The organism is Pseudomonas sp. RC10, from assembly GCF_038397775.1.
In the GTDB taxonomy this organism is placed as follows: Bacteria; Pseudomonadota; Gammaproteobacteria; order Pseudomonadales; family Pseudomonadaceae; genus Aquipseudomonas; species Aquipseudomonas bambusae.
In genome coordinates, this window is the sequence record NZ_CP151650.1 from 5424206 (window position 1) to 5440859 (window position 16654).

The 16654-nt window shown below is 59.5% G+C and carries 16 protein-coding genes; 3 read left to right on the top strand and 13 right to left on the bottom strand.

Translation table 11 applies throughout. The features are described from left to right. Positions 1-5 precede the first annotated feature (5 nt). Positions 6-506, bottom strand: a complete 501-nt coding sequence (locus AAEO81_RS24555; protein ID WP_341959591.1) for a CinA family protein — start codon at positions 504-506, stop codon at positions 6-8. A 497-nt stretch (positions 507-1003) separates the two neighbouring features. Between AAEO81_RS24555 and mutS the strand changes: the two genes are divergently transcribed. After that, a complete protein-coding gene (gene mutS, locus AAEO81_RS24560) occupies positions 1004-3571 on the top strand; it encodes a DNA mismatch repair protein MutS (RefSeq protein WP_341964609.1) in 2568 nt (855 codons plus the stop codon). Positions 3572-3799: 228 nt separating this feature from the next. Next, positions 3800-4123, top strand: coding sequence for a ferredoxin FdxA (fdxA, locus tag AAEO81_RS24565; protein ID WP_166593516.1), 324 nt, complete (start codon positions 3800-3802; stop codon positions 4121-4123). Between the two features lie 578 nt (positions 4124-4701). Here fdxA and rpoS read toward each other — a convergent pair. The 8 genes from rpoS to AAEO81_RS24605 all read right to left on the bottom strand — a co-directional run bounded on the left by rpoS (position 4702) and on the right by AAEO81_RS24605 (position 12052). Beyond that, positions 4702-5706 (bottom strand): RNA polymerase sigma factor RpoS, encoded by a 1005-nt coding sequence (rpoS, locus tag AAEO81_RS24570; RefSeq protein ID WP_166593517.1) that lies wholly within the window; start codon positions 5704-5706, stop codon positions 4702-4704. A 104-nt stretch (positions 5707-5810) separates the two neighbouring features. Beyond that, on the bottom strand, positions 5811-6722 hold the full coding sequence (locus AAEO81_RS24575) for a peptidoglycan DD-metalloendopeptidase family protein (protein ID WP_341959592.1): 912 nt from the start codon (positions 6720-6722) through the stop codon (positions 5811-5813). Positions 6723-6912: 190 nt separating this feature from the next. After that, positions 6913-7590 (bottom strand): protein-L-isoaspartate(D-aspartate) O-methyltransferase, encoded by a 678-nt coding sequence (locus AAEO81_RS24580; RefSeq protein ID WP_166593519.1) that lies wholly within the window; start codon positions 7588-7590, stop codon positions 6913-6915. Further along, on the bottom strand, positions 7590-8339 hold the full coding sequence (gene surE, locus AAEO81_RS24585; RefSeq protein WP_341959593.1) for a 5'/3'-nucleotidase SurE: 750 nt from the start codon (positions 8337-8339) through the stop codon (positions 7590-7592). The genes AAEO81_RS24580 and surE overlap by 1 nt, the downstream gene beginning before the upstream one ends. Next, positions 8327-9385, bottom strand: coding sequence for a tRNA pseudouridine(13) synthase TruD (truD, locus tag AAEO81_RS24590; protein WP_341959594.1), 1059 nt, complete (start codon positions 9383-9385; stop codon positions 8327-8329). The genes surE and truD overlap by 13 nt, the downstream gene beginning before the upstream one ends. Further along, a complete protein-coding gene (gene ispF, locus AAEO81_RS24595) occupies positions 9382-9855 on the bottom strand; it encodes a 2-C-methyl-D-erythritol 2,4-cyclodiphosphate synthase (RefSeq protein WP_166593522.1) in 474 nt (157 codons plus the stop codon). The genes truD and ispF overlap by 4 nt, the downstream gene beginning before the upstream one ends. Before the next feature lie 139 nt (positions 9856-9994). Then, positions 9995-10840, bottom strand: coding sequence for an S-formylglutathione hydrolase (gene fghA / locus AAEO81_RS24600; protein ID WP_341959595.1), 846 nt, complete (start codon positions 10838-10840; stop codon positions 9995-9997). A gap of 99 nt (positions 10841-10939) precedes the next feature. Next, positions 10940-12052 carry an S-(hydroxymethyl)glutathione dehydrogenase/class III alcohol dehydrogenase gene (locus tag AAEO81_RS24605; RefSeq protein WP_341959596.1) on the bottom strand — a complete coding sequence of 371 codons (1113 nt, stop codon included), beginning with the start codon at positions 12050-12052 and terminating at the stop codon, positions 10940-10942. Positions 12053-12155: 103 nt separating this feature from the next. On the opposite strand from AAEO81_RS24605, the gene AAEO81_RS24610 reads away from it, so the two are divergent. Beyond that, a complete protein-coding gene (locus tag AAEO81_RS24610) occupies positions 12156-13052 on the top strand; it encodes a LysR substrate-binding domain-containing protein (protein WP_341959597.1) in 897 nt (298 codons plus the stop codon). 121 nt (positions 13053-13173) lie between these two features. Here AAEO81_RS24610 and ispD read toward each other — a convergent pair whose 3' ends face one another. The 4 genes from ispD to kdsA form a co-directional block, all read right to left on the bottom strand. After that, the gene (ispD, locus tag AAEO81_RS24615) at positions 13174-13884 is read right to left on the bottom strand and encodes a 2-C-methyl-D-erythritol 4-phosphate cytidylyltransferase (RefSeq protein ID WP_341959598.1); all 711 of its coding nucleotides are present in this window, start codon (positions 13882-13884) and stop codon (positions 13174-13176) included. A gap of 11 nt (positions 13885-13895) precedes the next feature. After that, on the bottom strand, positions 13896-14174 hold the full coding sequence (ftsB, locus tag AAEO81_RS24620; RefSeq protein WP_074752716.1) for a cell division protein FtsB: 279 nt from the start codon (positions 14172-14174) through the stop codon (positions 13896-13898). A gap of 158 nt (positions 14175-14332) precedes the next feature. Continuing rightward, entirely contained in the window at positions 14333-15619 is a 1287-nt protein-coding gene (gene eno / locus AAEO81_RS24625) for a phosphopyruvate hydratase (RefSeq protein WP_166593527.1), read from the bottom strand. A gap of 168 nt (positions 15620-15787) precedes the next feature. Next, complete coding sequence (gene kdsA, locus AAEO81_RS24630) at positions 15788-16645, bottom strand: 3-deoxy-8-phosphooctulonate synthase (RefSeq protein WP_341959599.1); 858 nt, start codon at positions 16643-16645, stop codon at positions 15788-15790. Between the last annotated feature and the right edge of the window lie 9 nt (positions 16646-16654).

Genomic DNA, 16654 nt, shown 5'->3' on the forward strand with positions numbered 1-16654 from the left:
CGCGCCTACCCCCGATTTGGTATTTCTCCGCGAGCGAGGCGGATCAGCCCCTCTAGCGCGGCCTTCACCGTTTGTCGGCGCACGGCATCCCGGTCTCCAGCGAACTGAAAACGCTCGGCAATCAGTTGATCGGCTGCCCCCCAACAGATCCAGACGGTGCCGACCGGCTTCTCCGGCGAGCCGCCATCGGGGCCGGCCACCCCACTGACCGCCACGGAGAACTTCGCCGCGCTGTTGACTTGAGCGCCCCGCGCCATGGCCTCGACCACTTCCCGACTGACGGCACCGACTCGGCCGAACAATGCTTCAGACACGCCCAGCTGCTGGGTCTTCTGACGATTGGAATACGTGACATAACCGGCTTCGAACCAGGCCGAGCTGCCGGGGATGCGGGTAATGGCTTCGGCAATGCCGCCTCCGGTGCAGGATTCGGCGGTGCTGACCTGCGCCTTGGCTTCCAACAGGCCCTTACCCAAGGCAGTGGCCAACTGAGTGATTTCGTCCACAACTCTTCTCCGTAACTTTCAAGCGATGGGCACACGCTACACGACCGACGTGCAGGTGCAAGGTAGAACGCGGCCTGAGTCATGACCGCGCCTGCATGAAGCTTTATTTCGGCTCCCGTTTCTCGGAGCAGGGTTTCTTGACCGTTTCGATAACGGTCTCCCGAGGGCGGCGGCGCGCTTCGTCCAGCGTAATGAAGCGCCCGTTGGTTGAATCCCTTCCACGTTTACGTCGCATATAAAAGTCCCTTTCGATAAGCCTGCCCGGAATCGGGCAGTGACCCCGACAGCCTAGACACCCGTTCAGCGCATATGTCGATCCGGAAACGCGCCGTGACGAATACGCCGAACCTGCGGCCAGCGAACGTGCGTGGTAACCTTGCGCCCATCGCAAAAGCAATCGGATTTGACGTCGGCCCACGTAGGTGGTGTTCCCCGCGACCCCGTCCGTTTGCCCAAATCTCCTAACGAATTTGCCTAAATAACTGATGAATAAAGCAATTTCCGATCTCTCTTCCCACACGCCCATGATGCAGCAGTACTGGAGGCTGAAAAACCAGCATCCGGATCAACTGATGTTTTATCGGATGGGCGACTTCTATGAGATTTTCTACGAAGACGCCAAGAAGGCCGCCAAGCTGCTGGACATTACGCTGACCGCGCGCGGTCAGTCGGCGGGCCAGAGCATCCCCATGTGTGGCATTCCTTACCATGCCGCCGAGGGGTATTTGGCCAAGCTGGTAAAACTGGGTGAGTCGGTGGTGATCTGTGAGCAGATCGGCGATCCCGCCACCAGCAAAGGCCCGGTCGAGCGCCAAGTCGTGCGGATCATCACGCCGGGCACGGTGAGTGATGAAGCTTTGCTCGATGAGCGTCGCGATAACCTGATCGCGGCGGTATTGGGCGACGAACGCCTGTTCGGCCTTGCGGTACTGGACATCACCAGCGGCAACTTCACCGTTCAAGAGATCAAGGGCTGGGAAAACCTTCTGGCGGAACTCGAGCGCATCAACCCGGTGGAACTGCTGATCCCGGACGATTGGCCACAAGGTCTGCCGGCCGAAAAACGCAGAGGCGCACGCCGTCGAGCGCCGTGGGACTTCGAACGGGATTCCGCGCATAAAAGTCTGTGCCAGCAGTTTTCGACCCAAGACCTCAAGGGCTTCGGCTGTGAAACCCTGACCCTGGCCATCGGCGCCGCGGGCTGCCTGTTGGGTTACGCCAAGGAAACCCAGCGCACTGCTCTGCCCCACCTGCGCAGCCTGCGCCACGAGCGCATGGACGACACGGTAATCCTCGACGGTGCCAGCCGCCGCAATCTGGAACTGGACACCAACCTCGCTGGTGGTCGCGACAACACGTTGCAATCGGTCATGGACCGCTGCCAGACGGCCATGGCAACGCGCTTGCTGACCCGTTGGCTGAACCGGCCTTTGCGCGATCTGAAGGTGCTGCAAGCCCGTCAGGAATCCATCGGTTGTTTCCTGGAGCGCTACCGCTTCGAAAACCTGCAACCGCAGCTTAAGGAAATTGGCGACATCGAGCGGATTCTGGCGCGGATCGGCCTGCGTAACGCCCGCCCTCGCGATCTCGCACGCCTACGTGATGCTCTCGGCGCACTGCCTGAGCTGCAACTGGCGTTGGCTGAACTGGAAGCGCCGCACATTCAAGCGCTGGCAAAAACAGCCAGTACCTACCCGGAGCTGGCTGATCTGCTGCAACGGGCGATCATCGATAACCCGCCTGCGGTCATTCGCGACGGCGGTGTGCTGAAAACCGGCTACGACGGTGAACTGGACGAGCTGCTGTCGCTGAGCGAAAACGCCGGACAGTTCCTGATCGATCTGGAAACCCGCGAAAAAGCCCGCACCGGTCTCGCCAACCTCAAGGTCGGCTACAACCGCGTGCACGGCTATTTCATCGAGCTGCCGAGCAAGCAGGCCGAGCAAGCGCCAGCCGATTACATCCGTCGCCAGACGCTCAAGGGCGCCGAGCGTTTCATCACGCCCGAGCTGAAAGAATTCGAAGACAAGGCCCTGTCGGCCAAGAGCCGTGCGCTCGCCCGCGAGAAGATGCTCTACGAGGCGCTGCTGGAAGACCTGATCGGCCATCTCGCGCCGCTTCAGGACACCGCCGCCGCACTGGCCGAGCTGGACGTGTTGAGCAACCTGGCCGAGCGCGCGCTGAACCTGGACCTCAACCGTCCGCGCTTCATCGACGAGCCATGCATGCGCATCGAGCAAGGTCGTCATCCGGTGGTCGAGCAGGTGCTTTCAACGCCGTTCGTGGCCAACGACCTGGACCTCAACGACAACACCCGCATGCTGGTGATCACCGGTCCTAACATGGGCGGTAAATCCACCTACATGCGCCAGACCGCGCTGATCGTGCTGTTGGCGCACATCGGCAGTTTCGTGCCGGCGGCCAGTTGTGAGCTGTCGCTTGTGGACCGCATCTTCACCCGCATCGGCTCCAGCGATGACCTGGCCGGTGGCCGTTCGACGTTCATGGTGGAAATGAGCGAAACCGCGAACATCCTGCACAACGCCACCGACAAGAGCCTGGTGTTGATGGACGAAGTCGGTCGCGGGACCAGCACCTTTGACGGGCTTTCCCTGGCATGGGCTGCGGCAGAAAGTCTCGCCCAGTTGCGGGCGTACACCTTGTTCGCCACGCACTATTTCGAGCTGACGGTGTTACCGGAAAGCGAACCACTGGTGGCGAACGTGCACCTGAACGCGACCGAGCACAACGAGCGCATCGTGTTCCTGCACCGCGTCCTGCCCGGCCCCGCAAGCCAGAGCTATGGCCTGGCCGTGGCCCAACTGGCGGGCGTTCCAGGCAACGTTATTACCCGCGCGAAGGAGCACTTGCAGCGTCTGGAAACCACCAGCCTGCCCCACGAGCAGCCCAAGCCAAAACCCGGCAAGGCACCTGCACCGCAGCAGGCGGACATGTTCGCCACCCTGCCGCACCCGGTGCTGGAGGAGTTGTCGAAGCTGAAAATCGATGACATGACACCGCGCCAGGCGCTCGATTTGTTATATGGACTGCAAAACCGGATCTAACGGTATTTGCAACAAGCTGTTAGAATCCCGCGCGGTTTGGGAACGGTACGGCCTTTAGCCTGGCTGTATGAAATCCGAGCCGCGTTCGAACATGGCGAACCAAGCCACGCCCCTCCTGCCCCGCAGGGTGGGCCGGACTGACTGTGTTCTGAATGGCCGGGAACGATCCCAACCGAGCAACCCTGACGTGAAGGGCTCTGCTGCCGCCGCCTGAGGAGAGAATTAGAAATGACCTTCGTCGTCACCGACAACTGCATCAAGTGCAAGTACACCGACTGCGTAGAAGTCTGTCCGGTGGACTGCTTTTACGAAGGCCCGAATTTCCTGGTGATTCACCCGGACGAGTGCATCGACTGTGCCCTCTGCGAGCCCGAATGCCCCGCCACTGCGATTTTCTCTGAAGACGAGATTCCGGCCGGCATGGAGAATTTCATCGAGCTGAACGCCGAGCTGGCAGATGTCTGGCCCAACATCACCGAGCGCAAAGACCCGCTGCCGGACGCTGAAGCGTGGGACGGCAAGCCTGGCAAGATCGCTGACCTGGAGCGCTAAGCCCCGCGCGATCCCCGGAAACGCAAAAGGCCCCTCGGGGCCTTTTTGCTGTGCATCGTATGCCCACTTTTTCGCAGGCAAAAAAAGGGGCGGTTTGACCCGCCCACATTTTTTCCGTAATCCCTTCAATCCTTTTTCATCATCCTGATGAATCGCATCCTGCGATGTCCTTGAGCAGTCTTCCTTGACCGCCTGTACCAATCCGTCGGTACAGTTCTGATAGTAGTGATTTATTCGAACAGGGCAATACCCCGGAGTTTGCAAAAAGATTCGAGGTGGCATACACCACTAAAAATAAACAGTCGCTAAATCAGTGAGATAAACACTATCGTGCAAATTAAGGCGACTCTCACTGTCAGATTTAAGTGCAATGACTGACAGCTCGCGTAAGAAATGTCTTACAACTAAAGTTAGATATCCCCACACTCTGAAGAAAGATTAAACACGACATATACCACTGCAAATATAATTGATTGTTCATGATCACAACTTCATATCGTCACAATAAAAAAGCCCCGAATGATCGGGGCTTTTTTCGGTGCCATCACGCTATTGAGGCAGACAAGACACGGGCCAAATCATTGAAACAACGATTCGCTGGACAGGCCGTTTTTCTCAAGAATTTCCCGCAGACGCTTCAAGCCTTCGACCTGAATCTGCCGTACACGCTCGCGAGTGAGACCAATCTCCAGACCAACGTCTTCCAGTGTGCTGCTCTCATGCCCGCGCAACCCAAAGCGGCGTACCACCACTTCGCGCTGCTTGTCGGTCAGCTCAGACAGCCACTGGTCGATGCTTTGGGACAGGTCGTCGTCCTGCAGCAGCTCACAGGGATCAGTGGGCCGGTCATCCGTCAGCGTGTCGAGCAGGGTTTTGTCCGAGTCAGGCCCGAGCGAGACGTCCACAGAGGAAACCCGCTCATTGAGCCCCAGCATGCGCTTGACCTCACCCACTGGCTTCTCCAGCAAGTTGGCGATTTCTTCAGGGGATGGCTCATGGTCAAGCTTCTGTGTCAGCTCACGTGCCGCACGCAGGTAAACGTTAAGCTCTTTGACCACGTGAATCGGCAGGCGGATGGTCCGCGTCTGATTCATGATGGCGCGCTCGATGGTCTGACGAATCCACCAGGTCGCGTATGTGGAGAACCGGAATCCGCGCTCCGGATCAAATTTCTCGACCGCTCGAATCAGGCCGAGATTGCCCTCTTCGATCAGGTCCAGCAATGACAAGCCCCGATTGACGTAGCGTCTGGCGATTTTGACCACCAGGCGCAGATTGCTCTCAATCATGCGTTTGCGTCCGGCCGGGTCCCCTTTCTGCGACAGACGCGCAAAATGAACCTCTTCTTCCGGAGACAGCAACGGAGAGAAACCGATTTCATTGAGGTAGAGCTGCGTGGCATCCAGTGCCCGCGTGTAGTCGATGTACTTGTGTTGCTTGAGTGCTGTGGAGTTTTTGGCCTTCGCACGAACAGAAGGTGTAGCTGGCTTCTCATCCGCTGCAGAATCCAGGACGATCCCGTGCTCCATAAGGAGGACCTCGTCGTCTATGTCAAACTCCGGCACTTCTCTGTTGAGAGCCATTGTTATAGTCCTTTGGTGAGTTCGACCTCAAGCTCCAGTGGCGCCTTTTTCCTTGGCATCACGTGAGCCTGTCCCCTCTACGGCAGGAACAGGCTGACAACTGATCAACGACGTGGCAAGAATTCCAGTGGGTCTACCGGTTTACCCTGACGGCGAATCTCAAAGTGGAGTTTCACCCGGTCAGTCCCCGTGGACCCCATCTCGGCAATTGCCTGCCCTGCCTTGACCTGTTGCCCCTCCCGAACCAAAAGCCTACGGTTGTGACCGTAAGCACTGACGTAGGTATCGCTGTGTTTGATGATCACTAATTCGCCGTAGCCCCGTAATCCACTCCCGGCGTATACAACAGAACCATCAGACGCGGCCAAAACAGGCTGTCCCAAATCACCGGCGATATCAATGCCTTTATTCAAACTACCGTTTGAAGAAAATTTGCCAATCAAAACACCACTAGTTGGCCATGCCCAGCCGCTCGGAGAACGCGCTCCCGCAATAACGGGCGTATTCACTGGCGTCGTTACAGGCGTAGTTGCGGGCGGCCCATTACTCCCTGAAGTTGAACCAACAGGACGTGTAATAACGGTGGTCTTGATTGAACCCGAAGGCGAACTTGAATTGGACGTGGAGCTCCCGGACGCTGCGGCCTGGGGTACAACTACGGGCGCCGCCGCTACGACAGGTGCACTCGAATTCGAGCGCCCGTCGAAGCGGATGGTCTGGCCGACGTGGATGGTGTAGGGCTCAGGGAGATTGTTACGGGCTGCCAATGCCTTCCAGTCCCAACCGTAACGAAAGGCAATGGAAAACAGGGTATCGCCCCGTTTGACGACGTACTGACCGGTAGTGACAGGCTGACGAACCGGCGCAGCGGGCTTGGCAGCGTTGCGGTCGACGACACGCACGCCCCCCGAAGGCGCGCTGGAGCAACCGACCAGAAGGACACTCAAAGCAATGCCAATCACCAGACGTGGAAAACTTGCTGAAAACGTACGCTGCCGAATGACTGTGAGACTCACCCGCCACTCCCTTTACTGGTGACTGAATTAAAGCTGCCTATTGTGTCTTGGTGATGACCGGCAGCCATGGGGAAACTGGTTACGAAAAACTTCACGGCGAGAGACGTCGACGGGCCAGGCCCTCATCGAAAATCGCCAGCCTGTAGACAGGTGGCGCCTCACGGAATTCATTGCAGCTGCAAAACAGTGCTTACGCCAGCGGCCCGTTGAGTAAAGGCACGAAACGCACCGCCCCCAGGACATGCCGGGAGAAGCCGTTGTCCTCACGGATGATCAGCATCAACTGCTGCACCTCACCCGACCCCACCGGAATCACCAGACGACCGCCGGGTGCCAGTTGGTCCAGCAAGGCCTGCGGCACGTCGGTCGCCACGGCGGTGACGATGATGCCGTTATAAGGCGCGAGCGCCGGCCAGCCTTCCCAGCCATCCCCCCAACGAAACACCATATTGCGCAGATTGAGTTCGAGCAGACGTTCCTTGGCCCGATCCTGCAACACCTTGATCCGCTCGACGGAGAACACCCGCTCGACCAGTTGCGCGAGCACGGCGGTTTGATAACCAGAGCCAGTGCCGATCTCCAGCACTTTATCCAGCGGCCCGGCCGCCAACAGCAGCTCGCTCATGCGCGCCACCATGTAGGGCTGGGAAATCGTCTGGTTGTTGCCGATGGGCAGCGCCGTGTCTTCGTAAGCGCGGTGAGCCAACGCCTCGTCAACGAACAGATGGCGAGGGGTCTTGCGAATGACATCGAGCACCTGAGTATTGCTGATGCCCTCTTCGTACAGGCGCTGAATCAGGCGCTCGCGGGTTCGCTGGGAGGTGAATCCCACCCCACGGCGCAACAGATCATCTTGTTCACGGGACATCAGGCCATTCCCTCCAGCCAGGCGTTCAGGCTGTTGAAACCGTCCTGATAGGTTCGATCCAGCTGCAACGGTGTAATCGACACATACCCTTGCATGACCGCGTGAAAATCAGTACCTGGGCCACCATCCTCGGCATCGCCGGCAGCCGCAATCCAGTAACCGGCCCGGCCGCGGGGATCGACCACACGCACGGGCGCAGCAGCGCGGGTCCGGTGACCCAGGCGGGTCAGTTGAATGCCGCGCACATGTTCAAGTGGCAGGTTGGGAATATTCACGTTCAATACGGTACGGGGTGGAAGGTCGAGCTGCTCATGCGCTTCGACCAGAAGCCGGGCGTAATGCGCGGCCGTAGCCAGGTTATCGACCTGGCGGGACAAAAATGAAAAGGCAAACGACGGGCGTTGCAGGAAACGGCCTTCCAGTGCTGCCGCCACAGTGCCGGAATACAGCACATCATCGCCCAGATTGGCGCCGAGGTTGATGCCCGATACCACCATGTCCGGTTCATGCTCCAACAGGCCATGGATGCCGAGGTGAACGCAGTCGGTCGGCGTGCCATTGAGACTGATGAAGCCATTGTCCAGGCGATGAGGGTGCAGCGGGCGATCAAGGGTCAGCGAACTGCTGGCCCCACTCTTGTCTTGATCGGGCGCAACGACCGCGCACTCGGCATAGTCCGCCAGCGCTCCGTGGAGCGCAGCGAGTCCGGGTGCCGAGACCCCATCATCATTTGAAATCAGAATACGCATGAGCTGTCCGTCTGTCCTGCGGGCGCCAGATCAACCAGTTCGCGCACCAAAGCGGTGGCGAAGCATCCGGCGGGCAGGACGAATTCCAGTTGCAGAATGTCAGGCTCGGGATAATGCCACGTCAACCGCCCGATGGGCAGTCGCAGGATGCGACGTTCGTGTTCCATTCCCGCTTTTATCAACCAGTTACAAAGCGAGAATTCCCGTTGGGCGACGCTGTTTTCAAGCTCGGCGGTGTTCCCACCTGCCGGAGAATCGCCTGCGCCCCATTGAGGGCCGGTCGGGTGCAGATCGAGGATCGCCAGACGCGGGTCGCTGCACTCGGCCTCGCCCGCCGGAAAGAAACTGCGGCTGTCGGTGAACGCCAACAGGTCGCCCACCTGCGCCCGCTGCCAACTGCCATCGGCGACCCTCGCCGCCAGCACCTGATTAAACAAATAGCTGCGCGCCGTCGACAGCAGCCGCGAACGCACGTTGCGCTGTTCAGGCAGGGCCTGGCGTTCGGCATAGTGACGGGCTTCGCCCACGTTGCCGCCTTCGTAGCCAAAGCGCTGGGTACCGAAATAATTGGGGATACCGTGCTGCTTGATGGCTTCAAGCCGCTGATCAAGCAGGGACTTGTCGGCCTGCAGCTGCGTCAGGCGCAGGGTGAAACCGTTGGCCGCATGAGCCCCGCGCTGCAATTTGCGCTTGTGACGCTTGCTGTCGAGGATTTTCAGGGTGTCGTTCTCGGCCGCCGACATGTCTGGATCGGCCTTGCCCGGCAACTGGATGCTGAACCACTGACGGGTCAGCGCCTGACGGTCTTTCAACCCGGCGTACGCCACAGTACGCAACGGCACACCGGCAGCTTTCGCCAGACGCCGTGCGGCTTCTTCGGTGTTCAGCCCGCGTTTTTCCACCCACAGCCACAAGTGTTCGCCATCACCCGACAGCGGGATGTCCAGCACCTCATCGACCTGAAAGTCGTCGGCGGTGGCTTTGAGTACCGCGACTCCCAGTGCGTCGCCATAAGCCCGAGGGCCCAAGAGTTCGAATTCAGTCATGCGGCGATCAATAGCGCAACGGCGTGAACCGCGATGCCTTCTTCACGGCCGGTGAAGCCGAGCTTTTCGGTAGTCGTCGCCTTGACGTTGACCTGATCGAGTTCGACTTGAAGGTCTTCGGCAATCAGCGCGCGCATGGTGTCGATGTGCGGCGCCATTTTCGGGGCCTGAGCGACGATGGTGGCGTCGACGTTGCCGACCTTCCAGCCTTTGGCCTGCACTTGCTTGAGGACGTGACGCAGCAGCACGCGGCTGTCAGCACCCTTGAATTGCGGGTCGGTATCGGGGAAATGCTTGCCGATGTCGCCCAGCGCTGCAGCGCCCAGCAGGGCATCGCTCAACGCGTGCAACAGGACATCGCCGTCGGAATGTGCGAGCAAACCATGCTTGTGCGCAATCCGCACCCCACCCAAGGTAATGAAATCGCCTTCGGCGAAACGGTGCACATCATAGCCGTGGCCAATACGCATAAAAAACGCCCTGAAAAAGTCAGGGCGTGATTCTACCTACTTTGTCGGACATTAGGGCGTCTGACTGGCTGATACAGTGCTTGTCAGACGAGGCGTCCCTCGCTGTAGGGCTGCATGTATTAAAACCTGTGGCAGCGTTTCAACCCGCCAACGCCACGGCGTGATAGCGCAGGTGATCTTCGATAAAGCTGGCGATGAAGTAATAGCTGTGGTCGTAACCAGGCTGCATGCGCACCTCCAGCGGGTGACCGGCTGCCTTGGCCGCCTGCACCAGCGCTTCGGGCTTGAGCTGATTGGCGAGGAAGTCGTCGCGGTCGCCCTGATCGATCAGCAGAGGCAAGCGCTCGGCCGCGTCGGCGATCAACACGCTGGCGTCCCATTCGCGCCAGCGCGAACGGTCTTCGCCCAGGTAACGGGAGAACGCCTTCTGCCCCCACGGGCAATCCATCGGGTTGGTGATGGGCGAGAACGCCGACACCGATTTGTAACGCCCCGGGTTGCGCAAGGCACAGACCAACGCACCGTGACCGCCCATCGAATGTCCGCTGATGCTGCGTTTGTCGGAGGCCGGGAAATGCGCTTCGATCAACGTCGGCAGCTCACTGACCACGTAGTCGTACATGCGGTAATGACGCGCCCACGGTTGCTCCGTGGCATTCAGATAGAAACCGGCGCCCAGACCGAAGTCGTAGGCGTTGTCCGGATCACCCGGCACGTCGGCGCCGCGGGGGCTGGTGTCCGGCGCAACGATGATGATTCCAAGCTCGGCGGCGATGCGCTGGGCACCGGCCTTTTGCATGAAGTTCTCATCGGTGCAGGTCAGGCCCGACAGCCAGTACACCACCGGCAGCTTGCCACCCTGCTCTGCCTGCGGTGGCAGGTAGACGGCAAACACCATGTCGCAACCCAGCACATCGGAATGATGCTTGTAGCGTTTATGCCAGCCGCCGAAGCTTTTCTGGCACGAAATATTTTCCAGACTCATGGGGTCGTTCCTCCCAGCGTCGAGCCTCAAGCCACAAGCTGCAAGTGGGCACAGCGGCGCGCCTTCTTGCAGCTTGCGGCTCGTAGCTTGTCGCTGCTCTTAGAAGTGGATGACGGAGCGGATGCTTTTGCCTTCGTGCATCAGGTCGAACGCTTCGTTGATCTTATCCAGGCCCATGGTGTGAGTGATGAAAGTGTCCAGGGGGATTTCACCTTTCTGGGCTTTCTCGACGTAGCTTGGCAGTTCGGTGCGGCCTTTGACGCCGCCGAAAGCCGAACCGCGCCAGACGCGACCGGTCACCAGCTGGAATGGGCGAGTGGCGATTTCCTGGCCAGCCGGTGCAACGCCGATGATGATCGACTCGCCCCAACCCTTGTGGCAGCACTCCAGCGCGGCGCGCATGAGGTTGACGTTGCCGATGCACTCGAAGCTGTAATCCGCGCCGCCATCGGTCAGTTCGACGATGACGTCCTGAATCGGCTTGGTGTGGTCTTTCGGGTTCACGAAATCAGTGGCACCCAGTTCACGGGCGACGTCGAATTTCGACGGGTTAATGTCGATGGCGATGATGCGCGAGGCCTTGGCCATTTTCGCGCCGATGATCGCCGCCAGACCAATGCCACCGAGACCGAAGATGGCCACGGTTGCGCCCTCTTCTACCTTGGCCGTGTTGAGCACGGCGCCGATGCCCGTGGTCACGCCGCAGCCCAGGAGACAGACCTTTTCCAGCGGGGCTTCTTTCGGAATTTTCGCCAGGGAGACTTCTGCCACGACGGTGTATTCGGAGAACGTCGAGCAACCCATGTAGTGGTACACCGGCTCGCCGTTGTAGCTGAAACGACAGGTGCCGTCAGGCATCAGGCCCTTGCCTTGCGTTGCACGGACTTTCTGGCACAGGTTGGTCTTGCCGGATTTGCAGAATTTGCACTCGCGGCATTCGGCGGTGTACAGCGGGATCACATGGTCGCCGACCGCTACCGAGGTCACGCCCTCGCCCACGGCTTCAACGATACCGCCGCCTTCGTGACCCAGAATGCACGGGAACACGCCTTCGGAGTCCGCGCCAGACAGGGTGTAAGCGTCGGTGTGGCAAACGCCGGAGGCGATGGTCCGGATCAGGACCTCGCCAGCTTTTGGCGCTTCGACGTCCACTTCAACAATTTGCAGCGGTTGATTGGGACCGAACGCAACGGCAGCACGTGACTTGATCATCATCTTCTCCAGCGAAGTAAAAACGAGCCCGGAGTGTAAAACAGTGCCGTTTGATTAATAATCCACGCAAAAGCAAAACATTAATGCTGTACAGGGATAATCGATGTACACCAATCGTTGGGAAGGGCTGGACGAATTCGTCGCAGTGGCGGAATGCGGGCAGTTCACGGCAGCAGCAGAGCGAATGGGCGTTTCGTCTTCGCACATCAGCCGGCAGATCGCCCGGCTGGAGGAGCGGCTGCAAACCCGTCTTCTATATAGGAGTACCCGCAAGGTCGCGCTGACGGAGGCGGGCCAGACGTTTCTGCACCATTGCCAGCGCTTGCAAGATGGCCGCGAGGAAGCGTTGCGCGCAGTGGGCGACCTCACCAGCGAGCCCAAAGGCCTGCTGCGCATGACCTGCGCTGTGGCCTACGGCGAGCGGTTCATCGCGCCCTTGGTCACGCGGTTCATGGAGGACTATCCGCAACTGCGCGTGGACATTGAGCTGACCAACAACACGTTGGACCTGGTGCACGAAGGGATGGACCTGGCGATACGCTTGGGTCGGCTGCAAGAATCACGACTGGTCGCCACGCGGCTGGCGCCTCGACGCATGTACCTCTGCGCCTCGCCTTCTTATTTAGAACGGTATGGCCGCCCTCACAGCCTCTCGGAATTGAACCGCCATAACTGCCTTATAGGCAGCTCCGACAGTTGGCTACTGCAACAGAACGGCCGGGAATTTTCCCAGCGGGTGCAGGGAAACTGGCGCTGCAACAGCGGGCAGGCGGTGCTGGATGCGGCGTTGCAAGGGGTAGGGTTGTGTCAGTTACCGGATTATTACGTGCTGGAACACCTGAAAAGCGGCGCACTGATTTCACTGCTCGAAGCCCACCAGCCCCCCAGCACGGCGGTGTGGGGGTTGTATCCTCAGCAACGGCATTTGTCGCCCAAGGTCAGGAAGTTGGTGGATTATTTGAAGACGGGGTTGGCGGCACGGCCGGAGTATCGGCAATAACACGCTACCCACTGTAGGAGCGCGCTTGCCCGCGAACGCGTTCCATCTGCACAAAATCGGTTATTTGACCCAACGCTATCGCGGGCAAGCGCGCTCCTACAGGTGTCTCGCGCCTGACGAATCAGCGAATCAAATCACCCCGCCGCTGCCGCAACCATTCCAGGTCTTCCGGGCGCGTCACCTTGATGTTGTCGGCACGCCCCTCGATCAGGCGTGGCGATTGCCCCGCCCACTCTATCGCCGAGGCTTCGTCGGTGATCGAGACGTTCGACACCAGGCTGTCCGCCAGCGCTCGATGCAACGCCCCCAGTCGAAACATCTGCGGCGTATACGCCTGCCAGATCAAACTGCGATCAACGGTTTCCGTCACACGGCCATGGGCGTCGGCGCGCTTGAGCGTGTCTTTGGCCGGGACCGCCAGCAAACCACCCACCGGGTCGTTCGCCAGTTCATTCAGCAGGTTGTCCAGGTCCGAGCGCGCCAGATTCGGCCGCGCGGCGTCATGGACCAGCACCCAGTCGTCGTCATCGGCGCCACTGGCGTGCAGATGCAACAACGCATTGAGGACTGAATCTGCCCGTTCCTTGCCGCCCGCGACCCGCTGAATCCGGGAATCCAGCGCGCACGGCAAGGTGGGCCAATAAGGGTCGTCCGCAGCCAGACTGATCACCAGCCCCTTGAGCCGGGGGTGATCGAGAAAGCAAAGCAGGCTGTGTTCGAGAATCGTGAGGCCGCCCAGTTGCAGGTATTGCTTGGGACGGTCTGCCGCCATGCGCGCACCAACGCCCGCTGCGGGAATCACTGCCCAGAAGGCAGGAAGGGGTTGAGTCATTTACAGGAACGTCACTGTGCCAACTGATAGAGAGTCTCGCCGTCCTTGACCATGCCCAGCTCATGACGGGCACGCTCTTCAACGGTTTCCAGACCTTTCTTCAACTCCAACACCTCGGCATCCAGCACGCGGTTGCGCTCAAGCAAGGCATCGTTTTCGGCATGTTGATCGGCGATTTGCTGGGTCAGACTGGCCACCTGCGCGAGGCTGCCGTTACCCACCCATAGGCGGTATTGCAAGCCAGCGAGCAGCAAGAGCAGAACGAGGAACAACCAGTTGGGACTGCGCATTGTGAATATCTGTTACCCGGTGGAGAAAGACAGCAAAACCGACCATTTCAAATGCCCAAGAGCCCGGTGGTCACCGGGCTCGTGGATCAGGACGCCAGGAACACCCACCTTCCGGTGGATTCCCCTACGACGCCTGCTGCCTTTTTACCATCTTGTAATCAGCCGCGAAACTCGCCGCGACCACGGTACACCGCTTTGGCGCCCAATTGCTCTTCAATACGCAGCAGTTGGTTGTACTTGGCGATGCGGTCGGAACGGCTCAGGGAACCGGTCTTGATCTGACCTGCCGACGTGCCCACCGCCAGGTCGGCAATGGTCGAGTCTTCGGTTTCGCCTGAACGGTGCGAGATCACAGCGGTGTAACCAGCGGCCTTGGCCATCTGGATGGCTTCCAGGGTTTCGGTCAGGGTGCCAATCTGGTTGAACTTGATCAGGATCGAGTTACCGATCTTCTTCTCGATGCCTTCTTTCAGAATCTTGGTGTTGGTCACGAACAGGTCGTCGCCCACCAGCTGGATCTTGTCGCCGATCTTGTCAGTCAGGACTTTCCAACCGTCCCAGTCAGACTCGTCCAGACCGTCTTCGATGGAGATGATCGGGTGCTTGCTGACCAGGTCCGCCAGGTAGTCGGCAAAACCGGCGGAGTCATACTCGCCTTCTTCGCTCAGGACGTACTTGCCATTCTTGTAGAACTCGCTCGCCGCGCAATCCAGCGCCAGCGTCACGTCGGTGCCCAGTTTGTAGCCCGCGTTTTTGACGGCTTCGGCGATGGCGTCCAAGGCTTCGGCGTTGGAGTTCAGGTTCGGTGCGAAACCGCCTTCGTCACCCACCGCAGTGTTCAGGCCACGGGCCTTCAGCACAGCTTTCAGGTGGTGGAAAATCTCGGTGCCCCAGCGCAGGCCTTCGGAGAAGGTCTTGGCGCCGACTGGCTGAACCATGAATTCCTGAATGTCGATGTTGTTATCAGCATGCTCGCCACCATTGATGATGTTCATCATTGGGACCGGCATCGAGTAGACGCCTGGCGTGCCGTTCAGGTTGGCGATGTGCGCGTACAGCGGTAGGTCCTGATCCTGGGCAGCGGCTTTCGCGGCAGCCAGCGACACAGCGAGGATCGCGTTGGCGCCCAGGCTGGCTTTGTTTTCAGTGCCGTCGAGCTTGATCATCGCGTGATCCAGGGCCTTCTGGTCAACCGGGTCCTTGCCCAGCAGCAGGTCGCGGATCGGGCCATTGATGTTGGCCACGGCTTTCAGAACGCCCTTGCCCATGTAACGGCTCTTGTCGCCATCACGCAGCTCAAGTGCTTCACGCGAGCCGGTGGAAGCACCGGACGGCGCGCAAGCACTGCCGATGATGCCGTTGTCGAGGAGCACATCTGCTTCCACGGTGGGATTGCCACGGGAGTCGAGAACTTCACGACCTTTGATGTCGACGATTTTTGCCATTGTTGTTAACACTCCAAGATTGACGAAAACGACGCAGCTGGGAAAAACGACTGGCGCCCCGGGCACTAGACAGCGGGCAGGCCCGGGATGACAGATTTTCCCGACCCGTTGGTCGGGAAAGAAACGAGCGGCACTCTACCGGAGGGCATCGTGCCGGAGAAGCGGGTTTTACGCCGTTTCTATGGCCGGGAACGCTTTGACCAGATCATCGAGTGCCTTGAGCTGGGTCAGGAACGGCTCCAGCTTGTTCAAGCGCAAGGCGCACGGGCCGTCGCACTTGGCGTTGTCCGGGTCCGGATGCGCTTCAAGGAACAGGCCTGCCAGGCCCTGGCTGATACCGGCCTTGGCCAGATCGGTTACCTGAGCACGACGACCACCTGCCGAATCCGAACGACCGCCCGGCATTTGCAGCGCGTGGGTCACGTCGAAGAACACCGGGTATTCGAACGCTTTCATGATGCCGAAGCCGAGCATGTCCACGACGAGGTTGTTATAGCCGAAGCTCGAACCGCGTTCGCACAGGATCAATTGATCGTTACCGGCCTCTTCGCACTTGGTCAGGATGTGTTTCATCTCCTGGGGCGCGAGGAACTGGGCCTTCTTGATGTTGATCACGGCACCGGTCTTCGCCATCGCCACGACCAGATCGGTCTGGCGCGACAGGAAGGCCGGCAGCTGGATAATGTCGCAGACTTCCGCCACGGTCGCCGCTTGATGCGGCTCGTGAACGTCAGTGATCACCGGCACGCCAAAGGTGCTTTTGATCTCTTCGAAAATGCGCATGCCCGCTTCGAGGCCCGGACCGCGATACGAGGTCACGGAAGAACGGTTGGCTTTGTCGAAGCTGGCCTTGAACACGTAAGGGATGCCCAGTTTCTGGGTGACCCGAACGTATTCTTCGCAGACCTGCATGGCCATGTCCCGCGACTCCAGGACATTCATGCCACCGAACAAGACCATCGGCTTGTCGTTGGCGATGTCGATGCCCTTGTTCAGGCCACCGACACGGATGATTTTCTGTGCCATGTAATGAAT

Coding starts and splice junctions, on each gene's coding strand:
- fdxA (WP_166593516.1), top strand. CDS start 3,800: ATGACCTTCGTCGTCACCGACAACTGCATCAAGTGCAAGTACACCGAC.
- rpoS (WP_166593517.1), bottom strand. CDS start 5,706: ATGGCTCTCAACAGAGAAGTGCCGGAGTTTGACATAGACGACGAGGTC.
- AAEO81_RS24580 (WP_166593519.1), bottom strand. CDS start 7,590: ATGTCCCGTGAACAAGATGATCTGTTGCGCCGTGGGGTGGGATTCACC.
- AAEO81_RS24605 (WP_341959596.1), bottom strand. CDS start 12,052: ATGATCAAGTCACGTGCTGCCGTTGCGTTCGGTCCCAATCAACCGCTG.
- ispF (WP_166593522.1), bottom strand. CDS start 9,855: ATGCGTATTGGCCACGGCTATGATGTGCACCGTTTCGCCGAAGGCGAT.
- eno (WP_166593527.1), bottom strand. CDS start 15,619: ATGGCAAAAATCGTCGACATCAAAGGTCGTGAAGTTCTCGACTCCCGT.
- truD (WP_341959594.1), bottom strand. CDS start 9,385: ATGACTGAATTCGAACTCTTGGGCCCTCGGGCTTATGGCGACGCACTG.
- surE (WP_341959593.1), bottom strand. CDS start 8,339: ATGCGTATTCTGATTTCAAATGATGATGGGGTCTCGGCACCCGGACTC.
- AAEO81_RS24610 (WP_341959597.1), top strand. CDS start 12,156: ATGTACACCAATCGTTGGGAAGGGCTGGACGAATTCGTCGCAGTGGCG.
- fghA (WP_341959595.1), bottom strand. CDS start 10,840: ATGAGTCTGGAAAATATTTCGTGCCAGAAAAGCTTCGGCGGCTGGCAT.
- kdsA (WP_341959599.1), bottom strand. CDS start 16,645: ATGGCACAGAAAATCATCCGTGTCGGTGGCCTGAACAAGGGCATCGAC.
- ispD (WP_341959598.1), bottom strand. CDS start 13,884: ATGACTCAACCCCTTCCTGCCTTCTGGGCAGTGATTCCCGCAGCGGGC.
- ftsB (WP_074752716.1), bottom strand. CDS start 14,174: ATGCGCAGTCCCAACTGGTTGTTCCTCGTTCTGCTCTTGCTGCTCGCT.